The sequence below is a fragment of the Microbacterium sp. ARD32 genome, from assembly GCF_031844385.1.
Taxonomy (GTDB): Bacteria; Actinomycetota; Actinomycetes; order Actinomycetales; family Microbacteriaceae; genus Microbacterium.
Genome location: NZ_JAUZVD010000001.1, coordinates 1,592,894 through 1,611,242, shown reverse-complemented (window position 1 = coordinate 1,611,242; position 18,349 = coordinate 1,592,894). Strand labels below are relative to the sequence as shown.

Below are 18,349 nucleotides of genomic sequence, written 5' to 3'. Positions count from 1 at the left end.
GGGTGACGGGGGCGGTGCAGCACGACGCGGAGGATGCGACGGTCGTCGGCGCGCGCCGGCGCGGATCGGTGCTTCGCCGCCTGCTGCCGGTGATGATCACGATCGCTCTGTTCGCCATCGCCATCCTCGCCACATCGATCGCCGGTCACCCCACGCTGCGCGCGATTCCGGACTACACGCCGGTGCCCGAGCCGCGCGTCACGCAGACCTCCGATTTCGTGCCGCAGCCACCGCCGCAGCACGAGGCCGAAGGGCCCGATTCGACCCTCATCATCATCGGCGTGGTGCTCGCGCTGATCGTGCTCGGGCTGCTCGCGCTCGGGCTGGCGTGGCTGGTCAGGGCCATCATCGACGCCCTGCGCAACGGGGCTCTTCCCGAGCGCGCGGGTGCCGAGCTCGACAGCGAGATCGCGGGTGCGCCGCTGCCGGAGGAGGCCGAGCCCGACGCCCCGGTGATCCGGCGCGGCATCGCCGCCGCACGCACGGCCATCGAAGGCGATACCGACCCCGGCGACGCCATCATCGCCGCCTGGATCGGCCTGGAGGAGACGGCCAAGGACTCCGGGGCGGGCCGCGGCGTCAGCGAGACTCCGGCCGAGTTCACGCTGCGGATACTGCTGCGCCGCCCTGGCATCGAGGATCCGACGCGGCGGCTGCTGGACCTGTACGAGGGCGTGAGGTTCGGCGGCCATGCGGCCGGCGAGCCGGATCGGGCCGCAGCGGCCGAAGCCCTCGCCCAGATCGAGGAGGGGTGGCGATGAGACCGCTTCGCGTCGTGCTCACCGCGATCGCCGCGGGTGCGCTCACCGTGATCGTGCTGCTGCTGCTCGAGGTGCAGACCGAGTTCCTCTGGGGATGGGCGCTGCTCGTGGCCGGCCTCACGCTGCTGGTCAGCGTCGGCCTGCCCGACGATCCTCGGACCGACGGGCCCCGCACGCCTGCGCCTCCGGAGTATGTGGGATCGGACGTCTCCCGGCTGGCCTGGGCGATCAACACGCACAGCGACACGGTCAACGAGGGCGTCACCCGCCGGGTGCGCGCGACGCTGCGCCGCCGGCTGCTGCAGCACGGCGTCGACATCGATGACGACGCACAGCGGGCGGCCGCCGACCGCCTCCTCGGGCCCGGCCTGTGGCAGCGGCTGAACGGGCGCCGCACGCGGATCGCCGATCTGCGCGACGCCCTTGCCGCGGTGGAGCGGCTGCCCTACCCGCACGACGCGATGCAGCATCCGGAACCCCGACCTCAGAGGGAGAGCACCACATGAACTTCACCGACATCGCCGAGCTCGGCCAGCGCATACGGCAGGCCGTGGCGACGGTCGTCGTCGGCATGGACGACCCGCTCGAGATCGCGCTCGCGACGATCCTGGCCGGTGGGCACGTGCTCTTCGAGGACGTGCCAGGACTCGGCAAGACACTGGCGGCACGCAGCCTGGCATCCGCTCTGGGCCTGTCGTTCCGACGGCTGCAGTGCACGCCCGACATGCTCCCCGGCGATGTGACCGGGTCGTACGTCTACGCACCCGACACCGGCGAGTTCGTGTTCCGGCCCGGGCCGATCTTCACCGGGCTGCTGCTGGCCGACGAGGTGAACCGCACCACGCCGAAGACCCAGTCGGCCATGCTCGAGGCGATGGCCGAGCGGCAGGTGACCGTCGAGGGCAACAGCTTCCCGCTCGAGGCGCCGTTCCACGTCATCGCGACGGCCAACCCCATCGAGTACGAGGGCACCTATTCGCTTCCGGAGGCGCAGCTGGACCGCTTCATGGTGCGCCTGTCCGTCGGCTACCTCGACCAGCAGGGCGAGACCGAGATCCTGCTGGGACGATTGCGGCGTCAGCAGGAGGCGACCAGCGTGGAGCCCGTGCTCGAGCCCGGTCAGCTCGTCGAGCTGCAGCAGGCGGTGGAGCGGATCCACGTCGATCCCGACGTCGCCGCCTACTGCGTGGCGCTCACGGCGGCCACCCGCACCGCACCGCACGTCGCGGTCGGCGCCTCGCCCCGCGGCTCGCAGTCGCTGGTGCTGCTCGGCCGCGCACTCGCGGCGCTCGGCGGCCGCGACTACGTGCGCCCCGACGACATCAAGCGCGTGGCCGTGCCCGTGCTGGCGCACCGCCTCACCCTCACGCCGCAGGCGTGGGCGCAGGGCGTCGACCCCGCCGGAGTGGTCGACACGGTCGTCTCGTCGGCGCCCGTGCCACCGAGCATCGCCGGAGCGCCCGCCCGAGCATGACCACAGAGACATCGAACCGGGCGGCGCGGCGCGCGGGGCCGTCGACCGTGCTCGCCGTCTGCGCCGCCATCGGCGCGGTGGCCGTGGGAATCGTCTTCTCCCGCCCCGATGCGATCGCCGTGGGCCTCGCGCCGGCGCTCTGGGCGGTGCACGCGCTCACGCCGCGTCGTCACGGCGACGTCGTCGTCGACGTCGAGAAGGTCACCGACGCCGAGGACGGGCGTCTCGATGACGACATCGTCGTGGAATCGGATGCCGACATGGTCGAGCTCGCGGTCGTGCAGGCGGAGCGCACCCGGCGACACGTCTTCGCGCCGGGCCGCGCACGCCTGCGCGGCAGCATCCGTCCGCTGCACTCCGGCCCGGTGGTGACCGTGCAGGCGGCCGTGCGGGGGATCGATGCTGACGCCGGGATGCTCGGGGCGCCGCAGCCGCCGGTCGGGGTGACCCGCACCGTGCAGCCGGTCATGCGGCGACTGCCGCGGATGCCGTTGGCTCCGCGCCTGAGCGGCCTGCACGGCGCTCACGAGGGAAGCCGGCTGGGGCAGGGCGGCGACTTCCGCGACATCCATCCGTTCGCGCCGGGGGACGAGCTGCGGCGCGTGGACTGGAAGGCGACCGCGCGCGCCGCCCGGCGCCCTGGCGACCTGCTCATCCGCCGCACGAACGCGCTCAGCGACGCGTCGGCCGTGATCATGATGGACACCGCAGACGACCTGGGGACGGTCGTGGCGACGTGGGGCGGATCCGATCCGGCGCGCAGCGGCACCACGTCCCTGGACCAGGCGCGCAGCGCGGCGCGCTCCATCGCCGCCGCCACGATCGAGCAGGGCGACCGGGTCGCCTTCCACACCCTCGTGCACGGCGGGAGGTCGGTGCGATCCGGTGCGGGGCGCCGTCACCTCGCCCGCGTCGTGGCGGAGATCTCCTCGAGCGGACGTGCCGGAGACGACGCGCGGTTCCGGCGCACGCCGCCGGTGCCGCACGGCTCGATCATCTACGTCCTGTCGACGTTCTTCGACGGCGCCGCTGCCGAGATCGCGATGCGCTGGCGCGCGGCGGGGCATCGCGTCGTCGCCGTGGACACCCTGCCGGAACTGGACACCACCCGCCTCGGTGTCGAGCGCTCACTCGCCCTGCGCGTGCTGCTGGCCGAGCGCCAGGACATGATGCACCAGCTGCGGCAGTCGGGAGTGGAGACGATGCACTGGTCATCGGACGCGGGCGCGCAGCTTGCGGGACTCGCCCGGAACGGACGGCGGATGCCGGTGCGCGGGGGTGCCGCATGAGCCGTGACGACGTGCTGCGGATCGGCGCGGCGGTGCCTGGCGCCGTGCTGCCTGCGGCATCGCTCCTGATCGCCGTCGGCGGCGGGATGCTGATCGGAGCCGCGACAGGGTGGCTCGCGATGCTGGGCGCCGCGTGCCTGCTGAGCGCGTTCGTCCGCGCGATCGGCGGTCCCTGGCTGTCGATCGCGGTGCTGGTCGTCGTGCTGACGACATCCGAGCCGGCGGGCTGGCGCACGGCCGTCGTCGTGCTCGCCGTGCACCTGCTGCACGTGCTCGGGTCGCTCGCGCTGACGATCCCGTTGCGCGCACGCGTCGCGCTCAGGGCGCTGCAGCCCACAGCGCGGCGCTTCGTCGTCGTGCAGCTGATCGCGCAGGCGGTCGGCGCTCTGACCTGGCTCGTCCCGGAGGGGCGCACGGTTCCGGCCGCCGTGATCGGCGCATCGCTGGCGGTGGTCGTGCTGGCCGTCGGCGCGGTGCGGATGCTGCGGCGCACGCCGGCCGCGGGCTATCCCGCGCCGCGCGAGTCCAGTGGCGTCCGCTGAACGGGCTCGGAGCCGAGTGCTCACCTGAACGGGCTCGGAGCCGAGTGCTCACCTGAATGGGCTCGGAGCCGAGTGTCGGTGGCCCCTCCTAGACTTGTCTGGTGCCCATTGTTCCCGTCGCCTCCTCCGGAAAACTCAGTGTCCGCGGTGCCCGCGTGCACAATCTCAAGAACGTCGACATCGACATCCCGCGCGACTCCCTGGTCGTGTTCACGGGCCTGTCGGGGTCCGGCAAGTCGAGCCTGGCGTTCGACACGATCTTCGCCGAGGGGCAGCGCCGATACGTCGAATCGCTGAGCGCCTACGCGCGCCAGTTCCTGGGGCAGGTGGACCGCCCCGACGTCGATTTCATCGAGGGTCTGAGCCCTGCGGTGTCGATCGATCAGAAGTCGACCAACCGCAACCCGCGCTCCACGGTCGGCACGATCACCGAGATCCACGACTACATGCGTCTGCTCTGGGCGCGGATCGGCATTCCGCACTGCCCCGAGTGCGGCGAGCGCATCCAGCGGCAGACCGTGCAGCAGATCGCCGATCAGCTCATGGAGCTGCCCGATCGCACCCGCTATCAGATCGTCGCACCGGTCGTCACGCAGAAGAAGGGCGAATTCGTCGACCTGTTCAAGGAGCTCGGCGCCAAGGGCTATTCGAGGGCGATCGTCGACGGTGAGCTCATCCAGCTCGCCGAGCCGCCGAAGCTCAAGAAGAGCTACAAGCACGACATCGCGGTCGTGGTGGACCGGCTGGTGGCATCCGCCGACATCCTGGGCCGGGTGACCGACTCCGTCGAGACCGCACTCGGGCTGGCCGGCGGCATCATGCAGGTCAACTACGTGGACGAGTCCGGCGACGACGCTTGGCAGTCGTTCTCGGAGAAGCTCGCCTGTCCCAACGGGCATCCCATCACCCTCACCGAGATCGAGCCGCGCACCTTCTCGTTCAACGCGCCGTTCGGCGCCTGCCCCGCATGCGCGGGTCTGGGCACGCGGATGTCGGTCGACGTCGACCTCATGCTCGGCGACGAGGAGCTCTCCATCCGCGAAGGCGTCATCATCCCGTGGACCACCCAGGGCAAGGGACTGTTCCAGTACTACGAGCGTCTGCTCGAGGGCCTCGCCCGAGACCTGCACTTCTCGCTGGACACCCCGTGGAACCAGCTGCACTCCGATGTGCGCGAGGCGGTGCTGCGCGGCGACAACTACAAGGTCAGCGTCAAGTGGAAGAACCGCTACGGACGCGAGATGCGGTACACCTCCGGCTTCGAGGGCGTGGTGCCCTACATCGAGCGGCAGTACATGCAGGCCGAGTCCGACACGCAGCGCAGCCGCTGGGGCGAGTACCTGCGCGAGGTCCCGTGCCCGGTGTGCGACGGCGCGCGGCTGAAGCCCGAGGTGCTCGCGGTCAAGGTGCACGGGCACTCGATCGCCGAGGTGTCCAGCCTGAGCCTGGCCGACGCCAGTCGCTTCATGCACACGCTCGAGCTCACCGAGCGTGAGGCCAGGATCGCGGCGCAGGTGCTGCGTGAGATCCGGCTGAGGCTGGAGTTCCTGCTGCAGGTGGGACTGTCGTACCTGAACCTCGGCCGCTCGGCGGGCTCGCTCTCCGGTGGCGAGGCGCAGCGCATCCGGCTGGCCACCCAGATCGGATCGGGCCTGACCGGCGTGCTCTACGTGCTCGACGAGCCGTCGATCGGCCTGCACCAGCGGGACAACCGCCGCCTGATCGAGACGCTCGTGCGACTGCGCGACCTCGGCAACACGCTCATCGTCGTCGAGCACGACGAGGAGACCATCGAGGCGGCCGACTGGGTCGTCGACATCGGACCCGGTGCCGGCGTCAACGGGGGAGCGGTGGTGCACTCCGGCCCGTACTCCGCGCTGCTGAGCGAGACCGACTCGATGACCGGCGACTACCTCGCCGGTCGCCGCGAGATCGCCACGCCGAAGAAGCGGCGCAGGATCGACCGCAAGCGGATGCTGTCGGTGGTCGGGGCGCGCGCCAACAACCTCAAGAACGTCACGGCGGAGTTCCCGCTGGGCGTGCTCACCGCCGTCACCGGCGTGAGCGGATCAGGCAAGTCCTCGCTGGTCAACGACATCCTGTACCAGGTGCTCGCGGGCCGCCTCAACGGCGCCCGCACGGTGCCCGGCAAGCACACCCGGGTGACCGGGCTCGACAACCTCGACAAGGTGGTGCACGTCGACCAGGCGCCGATCGGACGCACCCCCCGATCGAACCCCGCCACGTACACGGGCGTGTTCGACCGCATCCGCACGCTGTTCAGCGAGACGCCCGAGGCGAAGGTGCGCGGCTACCTGCCTGGCCGGTTCAGCTTCAACGTCAAGGGCGGCCGGTGCGACGCGTGCTCCGGTGACGGCACGATCAAGATCGAGATGAACTTCCTGCCCGACGTGTACGTGGACTGCGAGGTCTGCCACGGCAAGCGGTACAACCGCGACACCCTGGCCGTGCACTACAAGGGCAAGAACATCGCCGAGGTGCTCGAGATGCCCATTGCCGAGGCGGCCGAGTTCTTCGAGCCGATCCAGGCGATCCACCGCTACATGAAGACGCTGGTCGACGTCGGCCTGGGCTACGTGCGGCTCGGCCAGGCCGCCACCACGCTCTCCGGCGGCGAGGCGCAGCGCGTCAAGCTCGCCACCGAGCTGCAGCGGCGAAGCAACGGCCGCAGCATCTACGTGCTCGACGAGCCCACCACGGGCCTGCACTTCGAGGATGTGCGCAAGCTGCTCGAGGTGCTCAACGGCCTGGTCGACAAGGGCAACACCGTCGTCGTCATCGAGCACAACCTCGACGTGATCAAGTCGGCGGACTGGGTGATCGACCTCGGTCCGGAAGGCGGGTCGGGTGGAGGCGAGATCCTGGCGACGGGCACGCCCGAGCAGATCGCCGAGGTGGAGGAGAGCCACACCGGGCGCTTCCTCGCCGAGGTGCTGCCCGGCACGCGGAGTTCGGGCCGGGCAGCGCGCAAGGCCGGCTGATGGCCGACGTGCTGCCCTACAAGCCGCGCGCGGGGGAGATCCCGACCGACCCCGGCGTGTATCGCTTCCGCGACGCAGAGGGGCGGGTGCTGTACGTCGGCAAGGCCAAGAACCTGCGCCAGCGACTGTCGAACTACTTCGCCCCGCTGCGCACCCTGCACGAGCGCACGCGGCGGATGGTGACCACCGCGGCGTCCGTGGAATGGACCGTCGTGGCCACCGACGTGGACTCCCTGCAGCTGGAGTACATGTGGATCAAGGAGTTCGATCCGCCCTTCAACGTGCGCTACAAGGACGACAAGTCCTACCCGTTCATGGCGATCACGCTCGCCGACGAGGCGCCCCGGGTGATCGTGACGCGCAACCGCCGCATCCCCGGCGCACGCTACTTCGGCCCGTACCCCAAGGTGTGGGCGGTGCACGACACGATCGACCTGATGATCAAGGCGTTCCCGATCCGCACCTGCAGCGACGCCAGCTACCGGCGCGCCATGCAGACGGGAAGGCCGTGCTTCCCCGGCCAGATCGGCAAGTGCGGGGGCCCGTGCTCGATGACCTGCACGATCGAGGAGCATCGGGCCATGGTCGACGACTTCATCGCCTTCATGGCGGGCGGCGACGAGCGGTTCACCCGCGACCTCACCAAGCGGATGCGGGCGGCCTCGGCCGCGATGGACTACGAGGCCGCCGCGAAGTACCGTGACAAGCTCGCCTCGCTGGAAGCGGTGCTGGGCAAGAGCGCGCTGGTGCTTCCCGCCGACGAGGACGCCGACCTGTTCGGCCTGGCCGAGGACGAGCTCGCCGCCGCCGTGCACCACTTCGTGATCCGCGGCGGCCGCGTGCGCGGAGTGCGCTCGCTCACCCTCGACAAGGAGCTCGACATCTCCGGCGGCGAACTGGTCGACCAGGTGCTGCAGCGCGTGTACGGCGACTCCTCGGACATCCCGCGGCGGGTGCTGGTGCCCGTGCTGCCGGACGGTGCGCACGAGCTCGAGCAGTGGCTCTGCGAGCGCCGCGGGCGCAAGGTGAGCATCGCCGTCGCGCAGCGCGGCCAGCGCGCCGACCTGATGCGCACCGCGACGCTGAACGCGCAGCAGGCGCTGCTGCGGCACAAGACCCGCCGCACGAGCGATTACGTCGCGCGCACGCAGGCGCTCACCGATCTGCAGGAGGCGCTCGGCATGAGCGAGGCGCCGCTGCGCATCGAATGCTACGACATCTCGCATCTGAGCGGCACGAACGTGGTCGCCTCGATGGTGGTCTTCGAGGACGGCCTGCCCCGCAAGGATCAGTACCGGTCGTTCAACATCGCCGAGACCACCGACGACACCGACTCGATGTACCAGGTGCTGATGCGGCGGCTGGCGCGGGTGGACGCGGCGACCCAGGGCGCGGAGGAGGCGTCGGGTGATGTCGCCGGCGACGAGCCGGTCGCGCAGCGGCGGCGCTTCGCGTACAACCCGCAGCTGCTGCTGGTGGACGGCGGCCAGCCGCAGGTGAACGCCGCCGCGCGCGCGCTGCGCGACAGCGGCCGCACCGACATCGCACTGGCCGGCATCGCCAAGCGACTCGAGGAGCTGTGGCTCCCCGGCGACGACTTCCCGGTGATCCTGCCGCGCACCAGCGAGGCGCTCTACCTGGTGCAGCGCCTGCGCGACGAGGCGCATCGGTTCGCCATCACGCACCAGCGGCGGCGCCGTCGTCGCGACATCACCACCGTGCTCAGCGAGATCCCCGGACTCGGCGAGGCGCGGATCAAGGCCCTGCTGAGGCACTTCGGATCGGTGACGGCGCTGCGCGCGGCATCCTCGGAGGAGATCCGCCAGGTCAAAGGCATCGGTCCCGCACTCGCCGAGGGCATCCGCGAGCACCTGTCCGGCGGCCGGGCCGATCCGAGTCGATAGGCTGGGGACAGGGAAGGGAGCAGACGATGGCGGCCGCAGATGAGGGCGAGTTCCTGATCGTCACGGGCATGTCGGGCGCGGGGCGCTCCACCGCCGCGAACGCGCTGGAGGATCTCGGCTGGTACGTGGTCGACAATCTTCCCCCGCAGATGCTGCGACCGCTCCTCGAGCTCACCGGCATGGGCGCCGGCAACCTGCCGAAGATCGCGGCCGTGGTCGACGTGCGCGGCCGCGGACTGTTCGACGACTTCCCGGGCATCGCGCGCACGCTGCGCTCTCGCGGCGGGGTGAAGGTGCTGTTCCTGGACGCGTCCGACGACGTGCTCGTCCGGCGCTTCGAGTCAGTCCGGCGGCCGCATCCGCTGCAGGAGGACGGGACGCTGCTGGACGGCATCCGGGTGGAGCGCGCCCGCCTGGCGACGATCCGGGAAGCGGCCGATCTGCTGATCGACACCTCCGGGCTCAACATCCATCAGCTGGCCACGCAGGTCTCCGAGATGTTCTCCGAGGAGGGGGCGGCGCGGCACCGCCTCACGCTGCTCAGCTTCGGCTTCAAGTACGGCATCCCCACCGACGTCGACCACATCGCCGACATGCGCTTCCTGCCCAACCCGTTCTGGAACGAGGCGCTGCGAGAGCACACCGGGAAGGATGCCGAGGTGCGCGACTACGTGCTCTCCCGCGAGGGGGCGCAGGAGTTCCTCGACGCCTACGTGCAGGCACTGGAACCGGTGCTGGCGGGCTATCAGCGCGAGAACAAGTCGCACTCGACGGTCGCGATCGGATGCACCGGCGGCAAGCATCGATCGGTGGCGACGGCGGAGGAGCTCGCGCGGCGTCTCGCCGACGTGCCCGGGGTGGCCGTGAACGTGCGTCATCGCGATCTCGGACGGGAATGACCCGGACCGCGGCTGTGGGAGGGCCCGCGGCCTTGTAGGCTGGTTCCTTGCGTCGCGCCCTCGACGCGAGGAACGTGAAGGAGTCCCGTGGCACTGACCACCGACGTCAAGGCTGAGCTCGTCAGCATCCGCAACGCACACCCGACCGTGCGTGTCGCCGAGGTGACGACGATCCTCCGGTTCGCCGGGGGACTGCACTCCATCGCCGGCCGTGTGGCCGTCGAGGCCGAGGTCGACGCCGAGACCCTGGCACGCCGGGTCAGCCGCGATCTGACCGAGATCTACGGCGTGCGTCCCGAGATCGCGCAGGTGAAGGCCAGTTCCTCTCAGAGCGGCGACGGCGCGCGCTGGGCGGTGCGTGTGATCGGCGCGGGGGAGACCCTGGCCCGTCAGACCGGTCTGCTGGATGCCCGTCGTCGTCCCGTGCGCGGCCTTCCGAACCGCCTGACCACCGGATCGCCGGAAGAGCTCGCCGGACTCTGGCGCGGTGCGTTCCTGGCGGCCGGCTCGCTGAGCGAGCCCGGGCGGTCGGCCATGCTGGAGGTGGCCTGCCCCACCGGCGAGGCGGCGATGGCGCTCGTCGGCGCCGCGCACCGGCTGGGCGTCGCGGCCAAGGCGCGCGAAGTGCGGGGGCTGCCTCGCGTCGTCGTGCGCGAGGGCGAGGCGATCCGCGCCATCCTCGCGGCGATGGGAGCGCGACGAACGGCGGCGGCCTGGGAGGAGATGCGCCAGCGGCGCGAGGTGCGCGCCGGCGTGAACCGCCTGGTGAACTTCGACGACGCGAATCTGCGTCGATCGGCGCAGGCGGCGGTCGCCGCCTGCGCGCGTGTCGAGCGTGCACTCGAGATCCTCGGCGACGACGTGCCGGATCATCTGCGCACGGCGGGCAATCTGCGCCTCGCGCATCGCGATGCCAGCCTCGACGAGCTCGGTCATCACGCCGATCCGCCGCTGACCAAGGACGCCGTCGCCGGCCGCATCCGCCGCCTGCTCGCCATGGCCGACAAGCGCGCCCAGCAGGAGGGACTGCCCGGCACCGAGTCCGCGGTTCCCGCCGGCCTGGAGGACTGACCGGGAAGGTTCCTGTCGCCGGGGCGGTTGTCCTCAGTAGGATGTGAGAGGTCTGCTCCGCGACGCACACGGCACCGCGGAGAACGCAAGCGCCGCGGCGCGGCGCGGATTGGATGAATTCGACATGGCGACTTACACGCTCCCCGACCTTCCTTACGACTTCGCGGCCCTCGAGCCCCACATCAGCGGCAAGATCATGGAGCTCCACCATGACAAGCACCACGCGGCCTACGTCGCCGGCGCCAACGCCGCGCTGGACGGCCTGGCAGAGGCCCGCGAGACGGGCAACCTCGCGAACGTCAACAAGCTGGAGAAGGATCTGGCGTTCAACCTCGGCGGTCACGTCAACCACTCGATCTTCTGGACCAACCTCTCCCCGAACGGCGGCGGACAGCCGGAAGGCGAGCTGAGGGCCGCGATCGACGAGTTCTTCGGCTCGTTCGAGAAGTTCCAGGCCCACTTCGCGGCGGCCGCCGCAGGCATCCAGGGCTCCGGCTGGGCCGTGCTGAGCTGGGACCCGATCGGCGCGCGGCTGATCATCCAGCAGCTGTTCGATCAGCAGGGCAACACGGCGCAGGGCACCGTCCCGCTGTTCCAGCTGGACATGTGGGAGCACGCCTTCTACCTGGACTACCTGAACGTCAAGGCCGACTACATCAAGGCGGCCTGGAACATCGCCAACTGGGAGAACGTCGCCCAGCGGTTTGAAACAGCGCGCGAGAAGACCAACGGTCTGCTGGTACTGTCGTAAAAGATGGGCGTCCTGATGGGCGATTCGCCCGTCAGGACGCCGTTGTCCGCGTAACCCGCAGGAAACCCTCTTAAGAACCAGGAGACTTTCGTGTCTGTCAAGATCGGTATCAACGGCTTCGGTCGTATCGGGCGAAACTTCCTTCGCGCAGCACTCGCACAGAACGCTGACCTCGAGATCGTCGCGGTCAACGACCTCACGGACAACGCCGCGCTGGCGCATCTGCTGAAGTACGACTCCGTCGGCGGCCCGCTGGGCGTCGAGGTCTCGCACGAGGGCGACGTCATCACCGTCGGCGGCAAGGCGATCAAGGTCTTCGCCGAGCGCGACCCTGCGGCTCTGCCGTGGGGCGAGCTGGGCGTGGACATCGTCATCGAGTCGACCGGGCGCTTCACGAAGGCGGCCGACGCCTCCAAGCACATCGCCGGCGGCGCCAAGAAGGTCATCATCTCGGCTCCCGGCACCGACGTGGACGGCACCTTCGTGGTCGGCGTGAACGAGGACGCCTACGACCCCGCCACGATGAACGTCATCTCGAACGCGTCGTGCACCACCAACTGCCTGGCGCCGCTGGCGAAGGTCTTCAACGACACGTTCGGCATCGAGCGCGGCTTCATGATGACCGCGCACGCCTACACGGCCGACCAGAACCTGCAGGACGGTCCGCACAGCGACCTGCGTCGCGCCCGTGCCGCGGCGATCAACATCGTGCCGGCCTCGACCGGTGCGGCCAAGGCGATCGGCCTGGTGCTGCCCGAGCTGAACGGCAAGCTCAGCGGATCCTCGTACCGCGTGCCGGTTCCCACCGGTTCCATCGTCGACCTGACGATCATCGCCGAGCGCGACGACCTGACCGTCGACGAGATCAACGCCGCGTACCGCGCCGCTGCCGCTGACGGACGACTGCAGGGCATCCTGCAGTACACCGAGGACCCGATCGTCTCCAGCGACATCCAGCTCAACCCGCACTCCTCGATCTTCGACTCCGAGCTGACCAACGTCAGCGGCAACCTGGTCAAGGTGTCGAGCTGGTACGACAACGAGTGGGGTTACTCCAACCGCCTCGTCGACCTGACCGAGTACGTCGCCGAGCGCCTCTAAGCTCGTACACATGACTCTGCGCACCCTGGAATCGCTCGGTTCCCTCGAGGGCAAGCGCGTCATCGTCCGTTGTGACCTCAACGTCCCGCTGCGGGACGGGGTCATAACGGACGATGGTCGTGTTCGCGCCTCGCTGCCGACCCTGAACGCCCTGATCAACGCCGGCGCGCGGGTGATCGTGTGCTCGCACCTCGGTCGCCCCGACGGCGCGCCCGACCCGCAGTACAGCCTCGAACCGGTCGCGCAGCGGCTCTCCGAGCTGCTCGGCAACCCGGTCGCGTTCGCGCGCGACACGGTGGGGGAGTCCGCCCGCGACGCGGTCGCCTCGCTCACCGACGGCGGCGTCGTCGTGCTGGAGAACCTGCGATTCAATCCGGGCGAGACCTCCAAGGACGACGCGACGCGTCAGGCCTTCGCGGGCGAGCTCGCCGCTCTCGGCGATGCCCTCGTCTCGGACGGGTTCGGCGTCGTGCACCGCAAGCAGGCCAGCGTGTACGACCTGGCTCAGCTGCTGCCGTCCGCGGCCGGCCTGCTGATCGCCACCGAGCTCGACGTGCTCGATCGTCTGACCGAGAACCCGGAGCGTCCGTACACGGTCGTCCTCGGCGGCTCGAAGGTCAGTGACAAGCTCGGTGTCATCTCGCACCTGCTGCCGCGGGTGGACCGTCTGCTGGTCGGCGGCGGGATGCTGTTCACCTTCCTGGCTGCGGAGGGCCACGCCGTGGCATCCAGCCTGCTCGAGAAGGACCAGCTCGACACGGTTCGCGGATACATCGCCGAGGCGAAGGAGCGAGGCGTCGAGCTGGTGCTCCCGACGGATGTCGTGGTCGCCTCCGGGTTCGCGGCGGATGCCGAGCACGAGACCGTCGCCGCGGATGCCATCGAGCAGAGCTCGTTCGGCGCCTCGGGCATCGGCCTGGACATCGGGCCGGACACGGCCGAGCGCTTCGCGGCGGCGATCCGGGACTCGAAGACGGTGTTCTGGAACGGCCCGATGGGCGTGTTCGAGTTCCCGGCGTTCGCGGCCGGCACGCGTGCGGTCGCGCAGGCGCTCACCGAGGTCGACGGCCTCGGCGTGGTCGGCGGCGGGGACTCGGCGGCCGCCGTGCGCCAGCTGGGCTTCGCCGACGACCAGTTCGGCCACATCTCGACCGGTGGCGGCGCCAGCCTCGAATTCCTCGAGGGCAAGAGACTACCCGGACTGGAGGTCCTCGGATGGCAGTGACGACCCGCACCCCGCTGATCGCGGGGAACTGGAAGATGAATCTCGACCACCTGCAGGCGGTCGCCACGGTGCAGAAGCTGCACTGGACTCTCAAGGACGCCGGTCACGAGAACGACTCCGTCGAGGTGGCCGTGTTCCCGCCGTTCACCGACATCCGTTCGGTGCAGACGCTGATCGATGCGGACCGGATCCCGTTCGCGCTCGGTGCTCAGGACCTGTCGGCGCACGACTCGGGTGCCTACACCGGTGAGGTGTCGGGTGCGTTCCTCTCGAAGCTGGGCGTGGGCTACGTGATCATCGGCCACTCCGAGCGCCGCGAGTACCACCGCGAGGACGACGACGTGGTGGCGGCGAAGGTCAAGGCCGCGCTCAAGCACGGGCTCGTGCCGGTGATCTGCGTCGGCGAGACCGCGGAGGACCTGGAGAGGTTCGGCGCGAGTGCGGTCCCTGCCGGGCAGCTCGAGAAGGCGCTCGAGGGCGTGCCCGCGTCCGCCGACATCGTGGTCGCCTACGAGCCGGTCTGGGCGATCGGTTCCGGCCAGGCGGCGACGCCGCAGCAGGCGCAGGATGTCTGCGCCGCTCTTCGCGGCGTGCTCGCGAAGGCGCTGGACGAGGATGCCGCCGCGCGGACCCGCGTGCTGTACGGCGGCTCGGTGAAGTCCGGAAACATCGCGAGCTTCATGCGCGAGCCCGATGTCGACGGCGCCCTGGTGGGCGGAGCGAGCCTGGTCGTGGACGAGTTCGCGGCGATCGTGCGCTTCCAGAAGCACGTCGGCGTGTGAGTCGGACGGGGCGCCTCGGCGCCTCGTCCTATAATCGACTGCTAGGCGGGTCGTTTCCGGCCCTGGCGAAAGGCTTCAATCTCGTGCTTGTTCTCGAGTTCGTGCTGCAGGTGCTGCTGGGTATCAGCAGCGTTCTGCTGACACTCCTCATCCTGCTGCACAAGGGCCGCGGTGGCGGCCTGTCCGACATGTTCGGCGGTGGCATGTCCGCGGCCGTCGGCTCGTCCGGCCTCGCGGAGCGCAACCTCAACCGGTTCACCGTGATCCTCGCGCTGGTCTGGTTCGTGGCGATCGTCGCGCTCGGCCTGATCACGAAGTTCTCGGTGATCTGATGGCGACCGGCGGAAACGCGATCCGGGGCACGCGCGTCGGATCCGGCCCGATGGGCGAGCAGGATCACGGCTACCACGCCGACCGCATCGCGGTCTCGTACTGGGACGGCCTCGGCAACGAGACGGTGCGCTACTTCGCGGCGGGGCTCCCCGAGGAGGAGATCCCCGAGACGATCGACCACCCGCACTCGGGTCTGCCCGCCGGACGCGACCAGCAGAACCCGCCCGCGCTGGCGAAGGCGGAGCCCTACAAGACGCATCTCGCGTACGTGAAGGAGCGCCGCACCGACGAAGAGGCCGCACAGCTTCTCGAGGATGCTCTCACCCAGCTGCGCGAGCGCCGCGGCCAGGGCTGACAGCAGACCGAATCGACTGATCCCCGGGGCATCCGCCCTGGGGATCAGTGCTGTGCGGGCTCACGTGCAGCTGGGGCTGAGTCCGAGCAGGGCGATCTTCAGAGTCTTCGTCGCTGCCGGCGACACCCAGTCGGCACCGTACTGGGCTTGCACCCTGATGGGGGTCGAGGAGCCCAGGAGGTTGCTGACGAGCGACCTGAGCAGATCAGAGTCGTAGGTCACCGAGTAGGTGTAGACGCCCTCAACGGGCCCGGTGCGCGTCGGCGCCTTCGTGCCGAGAGCCGTGCCGAAGTAGACGCGCTGGTTCGACGTCTCATACGGAGACTTCCATTTGACGGTGACGTCCTTGAAGACCAATCCGATTCCGAGGACCGAGACCGTGCTGACGGTGCATGAGGTGATCGTCGGGGCGGTGAGCTGCGCCGCTGAGATCGCCGTCTTCGCGACCTGACCCGACGCCCACGCCCCCTCCGTCGGCACGGGATGCGCGGGCCCGATCAGTGCGGCTGTGACGCACAGCACGCCGACTCCGGCCGCCAGCATCCGATGCCTCATCGTGCCGCCCTCCGGCGGTGCCTGCGCGATGAACGCGATGCCGAGGCCCATGAGCACGGCGGCGGGCGCGGCGAGGAACGCCTGCGATGCCCCGCCGGTGCGCGCGAGACCCGCATCTGCGCCGATCTGCTGCTGCGCGGCATCCTGCTCGGCCAGCGCATGCACGCCGAACGTCGCCGTGGCGGAGGGCACGCCGTCGACGGCCGCCGTGAGGGCGATGCGCAGATGGGCGATGCTCGGCGTCGGCCGCCGCTGCACCAGGGTGGCGGTGCCATCCATCCTCAGCGCGTCCGCTGTCCGCAGCACCTGCTCGCCCGCGGGGCAGCCCTGCTCGGTCCACGCCGCCCGGCATCCCCGCACCTCGGCGACGACCTGCATCTCCGCCGGCGCCTCGCCGGACAGCTCGACGGTGAGCTCGCCATCGTCGGGAGCGGCGGAGGCGTCCACGTCGAGGTCCCAGAAGAACGGCGTGTGCGCGTCGAGATGGTACGTCGCCCCGTCCTGCAGGCTGGAGCGGATGCTCAGGATGCCCGCGGCGGATGCCGGCGGAGCCGGCGTCAGTGCGCCCGCCGCCCCCACGAGAAGACCGATCGCGAGCACGCCCGCCGTGCGGCGCCGCCGGAGCTCGGCTCGCGTGGTGGGCTCTTCGTCCGCCGCATCCTCCACGGCATCCGCAGTCTCCTGCGTCTCCGGCTCGGCATCCGGTCCGCTGCGGCCCTCGCGCGGCCAGAACGCCCACGACACCAGCAGCGCGGCGGCGATGGTGAGGGCGCCGAGCACCCACGGATTCCCGAACCAGACGATCACGTACGCCAGGTTCGGCACGGATCCGCGCACGATGCGTCCCTCGGTGATCGTGTACGGCTCCGGATCCGCCACCTCGTTCGCGTCGCCCTTCATCGTGATCGTGCGCGCGTCCGGCGAGGGCCCGGCGGAGACGCTGGTGACGCGATGGGTGATCGGCAGCATGCCGGCGCGATCCACCGTCACCACGTCGCCGATCTCGATCCCGGATGCCGGAATCCGCTGCACCAGCGCCACCGACCCCGCCGGGATCGTCGGCGACATCGAGCCGGTCCTGAACATCATCAGTGAGAAGCCGCCGGTGAAGGCGAGGATCGTGAGCACGATGCAGATCACCCCGCCGGCGGCGGCGAGAGTGAGCAGCGTCTCGCGCAGCGCGCGGCCGACGCGCCGGATGCTCGTTCCCGCCGCGCTCACGTGATCACCCCGTCGTCCCGGTGAACGTCCAGGTGGGCGTGACGACGCCGCCCTGGGCTGTGGAGGGTGCATCGACCGGCAGCGTCACGATCACGCAGTACGTCACGGTGCTCGCGCCGCCGCCCTGCAGTGTGGCGGGTGGCAGCTGAGTCGTTGTCGGTCCTGGCAGCAACGGCGACGGCGACATGGTCGTGCTGGTGGTCGAGGGGGTGCAGAGGCTGGGATCGTCGACCTGCACGACCACCGACCTGAGTGCATCCCGCAGATCAACGTTCGCCGCTCCGGATGCGGGGGCGGTCACGCCCGAGAGCGTGATCGTGCCGCCCAGCGTTCCGGACGTCTTCAGCTGGATCCAGGCGGCCTTCGTGACCCCGGGGTATGGAGGTGGGCACCGCGCTGCCCGCGTCGAAGGCATCCGCGTCGCATCCGAGCGTCGCGGTCTGCACGGCGTCGAACGCGACCTCGTCGGCGGTGAGCGTGCTGCCGGCGGCGATGGCGACCGTCTGCGAGAGATCGGCGTCCGCCGAACCCGTGAGCTTCAGGGCGTACTGGGCGTACACGACGTCGCCGGGGGCGAGGTTGGTCGGGTTCACGGTGAACGCCAGGTCGGCAGCACCGGCCTCGGATGCGTGATCGTCGAACGTCGTGCCATCGTCGGAGCCCTGGAAGACGAAGGATCCGGCTGTGAAGGTGGACTTCGCCCACTCGGAGTCGTTTCAGGCGGCGAGCGTGACGGCGGCGCCCACTCCCAGGACGAGTCCGCCGGCGAGCACGGCGTAGACCCTGCGGCGGTGCAGGGATGCGGTGGATGGACGATTCATGAGATTCCCCTCTCGATCGCGTGTGGGTAGCACGCTTGGCGTCAGCGTAGTGACAGCCGGGGTTTCCGGAAGTGAGTCCTGGTCACCGGAGGAGAGTCGTGATGGAGGGGATGACGGGAATCGAACCCGCGTCATTAGTTTGGAAGACTAAGGCTTTACCATTAAGCTACATCCCCGCTCGGTGCCGCACGCGGCGAAGCACCTCGTAAAGCATAGCGGACGTCGGGAGTGCTCCCGTCCGTTAGACTCGTGGGGGCCGTTCC

18 protein-coding genes and 1 tRNA gene are annotated in these 18,349 nt (G+C 70.1%); 15 read left to right on the top strand and 4 right to left on the bottom strand.

Annotation, left to right across the window (positions count from 1 at the left end; translation table 11 throughout):
• The first annotated feature begins 2 nt into the window (after positions 1-2).
• The 15 genes from Q9R19_RS07640 to Q9R19_RS07570 all read left to right on the top strand — a co-directional run bounded on the left by Q9R19_RS07640 (position 3) and on the right by Q9R19_RS07570 (position 15,489).
• Positions 3-761: a DUF4129 domain-containing protein gene (locus Q9R19_RS07640; RefSeq protein ID WP_311255713.1), complete on the top strand. Its 759-nt coding sequence runs from the start codon at positions 3-5 to the stop codon at positions 759-761.
• Positions 758-1,267 carry a hypothetical protein gene (locus Q9R19_RS07635; protein ID WP_311255712.1) on the top strand — a complete coding sequence of 170 codons (510 nt, stop codon included), beginning with the start codon at positions 758-760 and terminating at the stop codon, positions 1,265-1,267. The genes Q9R19_RS07640 and Q9R19_RS07635 overlap by 4 nt, the downstream gene beginning before the upstream one ends.
• Positions 1,264-2,235, top strand: coding sequence for a MoxR family ATPase (locus Q9R19_RS07630; RefSeq protein WP_311255711.1), 972 nt, complete (start codon positions 1,264-1,266; stop codon positions 2,233-2,235). Before Q9R19_RS07635 ends, Q9R19_RS07630 begins: the two co-directional genes overlap by 4 nt.
• Positions 2,232-3,524 carry a DUF58 domain-containing protein gene (locus tag Q9R19_RS07625; protein ID WP_311255710.1) on the top strand — a complete coding sequence of 431 codons (1,293 nt, stop codon included), beginning with the start codon at positions 2,232-2,234 and terminating at the stop codon, positions 3,522-3,524. The genes Q9R19_RS07630 and Q9R19_RS07625 overlap by 4 nt, the downstream gene beginning before the upstream one ends.
• Positions 3,521-4,066: a hypothetical protein gene (locus Q9R19_RS07620; protein WP_311255709.1), complete on the top strand. Its 546-nt coding sequence runs from the start codon at positions 3,521-3,523 to the stop codon at positions 4,064-4,066. Before Q9R19_RS07625 ends, Q9R19_RS07620 begins: the two co-directional genes overlap by 4 nt.
• A gap of 101 nt (positions 4,067-4,167) precedes the next feature.
• Positions 4,168-7,068 carry an excinuclease ABC subunit UvrA gene (gene uvrA / locus Q9R19_RS07615; RefSeq protein WP_311255708.1) on the top strand — a complete coding sequence of 967 codons (2,901 nt, stop codon included), beginning with the start codon at positions 4,168-4,170 and terminating at the stop codon, positions 7,066-7,068.
• Entirely contained in the window at positions 7,068-8,972 is a 1,905-nt protein-coding gene (gene uvrC, locus Q9R19_RS07610) for an excinuclease ABC subunit UvrC (protein WP_311255707.1), read from the top strand. The genes uvrA and uvrC overlap by 1 nt, the downstream gene beginning before the upstream one ends.
• A gap of 26 nt (positions 8,973-8,998) precedes the next feature.
• On the top strand, positions 8,999-9,871 hold the full coding sequence (rapZ, locus tag Q9R19_RS07605; RefSeq protein ID WP_311255706.1) for an RNase adapter RapZ: 873 nt from the start codon (positions 8,999-9,001) through the stop codon (positions 9,869-9,871).
• An 87-nt stretch (positions 9,872-9,958) separates the two neighbouring features.
• Complete coding sequence (gene whiA / locus Q9R19_RS07600) at positions 9,959-10,942, top strand: DNA-binding protein WhiA (protein ID WP_311255705.1); 984 nt, start codon at positions 9,959-9,961, stop codon at positions 10,940-10,942.
• Positions 10,943-11,066: 124 nt separating this feature from the next.
• Positions 11,067-11,693 carry a superoxide dismutase gene (locus Q9R19_RS07595; RefSeq protein WP_311255704.1) on the top strand — a complete coding sequence of 209 codons (627 nt, stop codon included), beginning with the start codon at positions 11,067-11,069 and terminating at the stop codon, positions 11,691-11,693.
• Positions 11,694-11,783: 90 nt separating this feature from the next.
• Positions 11,784-12,794 (top strand): type I glyceraldehyde-3-phosphate dehydrogenase, encoded by a 1,011-nt coding sequence (gene gap / locus Q9R19_RS07590; protein ID WP_311255703.1) that lies wholly within the window; start codon positions 11,784-11,786, stop codon positions 12,792-12,794.
• Between the two features lie 10 nt (positions 12,795-12,804).
• The gene (locus tag Q9R19_RS07585) at positions 12,805-14,019 is read left to right on the top strand and encodes a phosphoglycerate kinase (protein WP_311255702.1); all 1,215 of its coding nucleotides are present in this window, start codon (positions 12,805-12,807) and stop codon (positions 14,017-14,019) included.
• Complete coding sequence (gene tpiA / locus Q9R19_RS07580) at positions 14,010-14,801, top strand: triose-phosphate isomerase (RefSeq protein ID WP_311255701.1); 792 nt, start codon at positions 14,010-14,012, stop codon at positions 14,799-14,801. The genes Q9R19_RS07585 and tpiA overlap by 10 nt, the downstream gene beginning before the upstream one ends.
• Positions 14,802-14,884: 83 nt before the next feature.
• The gene (gene secG / locus Q9R19_RS07575) at positions 14,885-15,133 is read left to right on the top strand and encodes a preprotein translocase subunit SecG (protein ID WP_311255700.1); all 249 of its coding nucleotides are present in this window, start codon (positions 14,885-14,887) and stop codon (positions 15,131-15,133) included.
• Positions 15,133-15,489, top strand: coding sequence for an RNA polymerase-binding protein RbpA (locus Q9R19_RS07570; protein ID WP_311255699.1), 357 nt, complete (start codon positions 15,133-15,135; stop codon positions 15,487-15,489). Before secG ends, Q9R19_RS07570 begins: the two co-directional genes overlap by 1 nt.
• A gap of 60 nt (positions 15,490-15,549) precedes the next feature.
• On the opposite strand, the gene Q9R19_RS07565 is transcribed toward Q9R19_RS07570, so the two are convergent.
• The 4 genes from Q9R19_RS07565 to Q9R19_RS07550 form a co-directional block, all read right to left on the bottom strand.
• A complete protein-coding gene (locus tag Q9R19_RS07565) occupies positions 15,550-17,265 on the bottom strand; it encodes a hypothetical protein (RefSeq protein ID WP_311255698.1) in 1,716 nt (571 codons plus the stop codon).
• Between the two features lie 4 nt (positions 17,266-17,269).
• Entirely contained in the window at positions 17,270-17,566 is a 297-nt protein-coding gene (locus Q9R19_RS07560) for a hypothetical protein (RefSeq protein WP_311255697.1), read from the bottom strand.
• A complete protein-coding gene (locus Q9R19_RS07555; RefSeq protein WP_311255696.1) occupies positions 17,532-17,858 on the bottom strand; it encodes a hypothetical protein in 327 nt (108 codons plus the stop codon). The genes Q9R19_RS07560 and Q9R19_RS07555 overlap by 35 nt, the downstream gene beginning before the upstream one ends.
• 330 nt (positions 17,859-18,188) lie before the next feature.
• Positions 18,189-18,262: transfer RNA gene (locus Q9R19_RS07550), tRNA-Gly, on the bottom strand.
• Positions 18,263-18,349 lie beyond the last annotated feature (87 nt).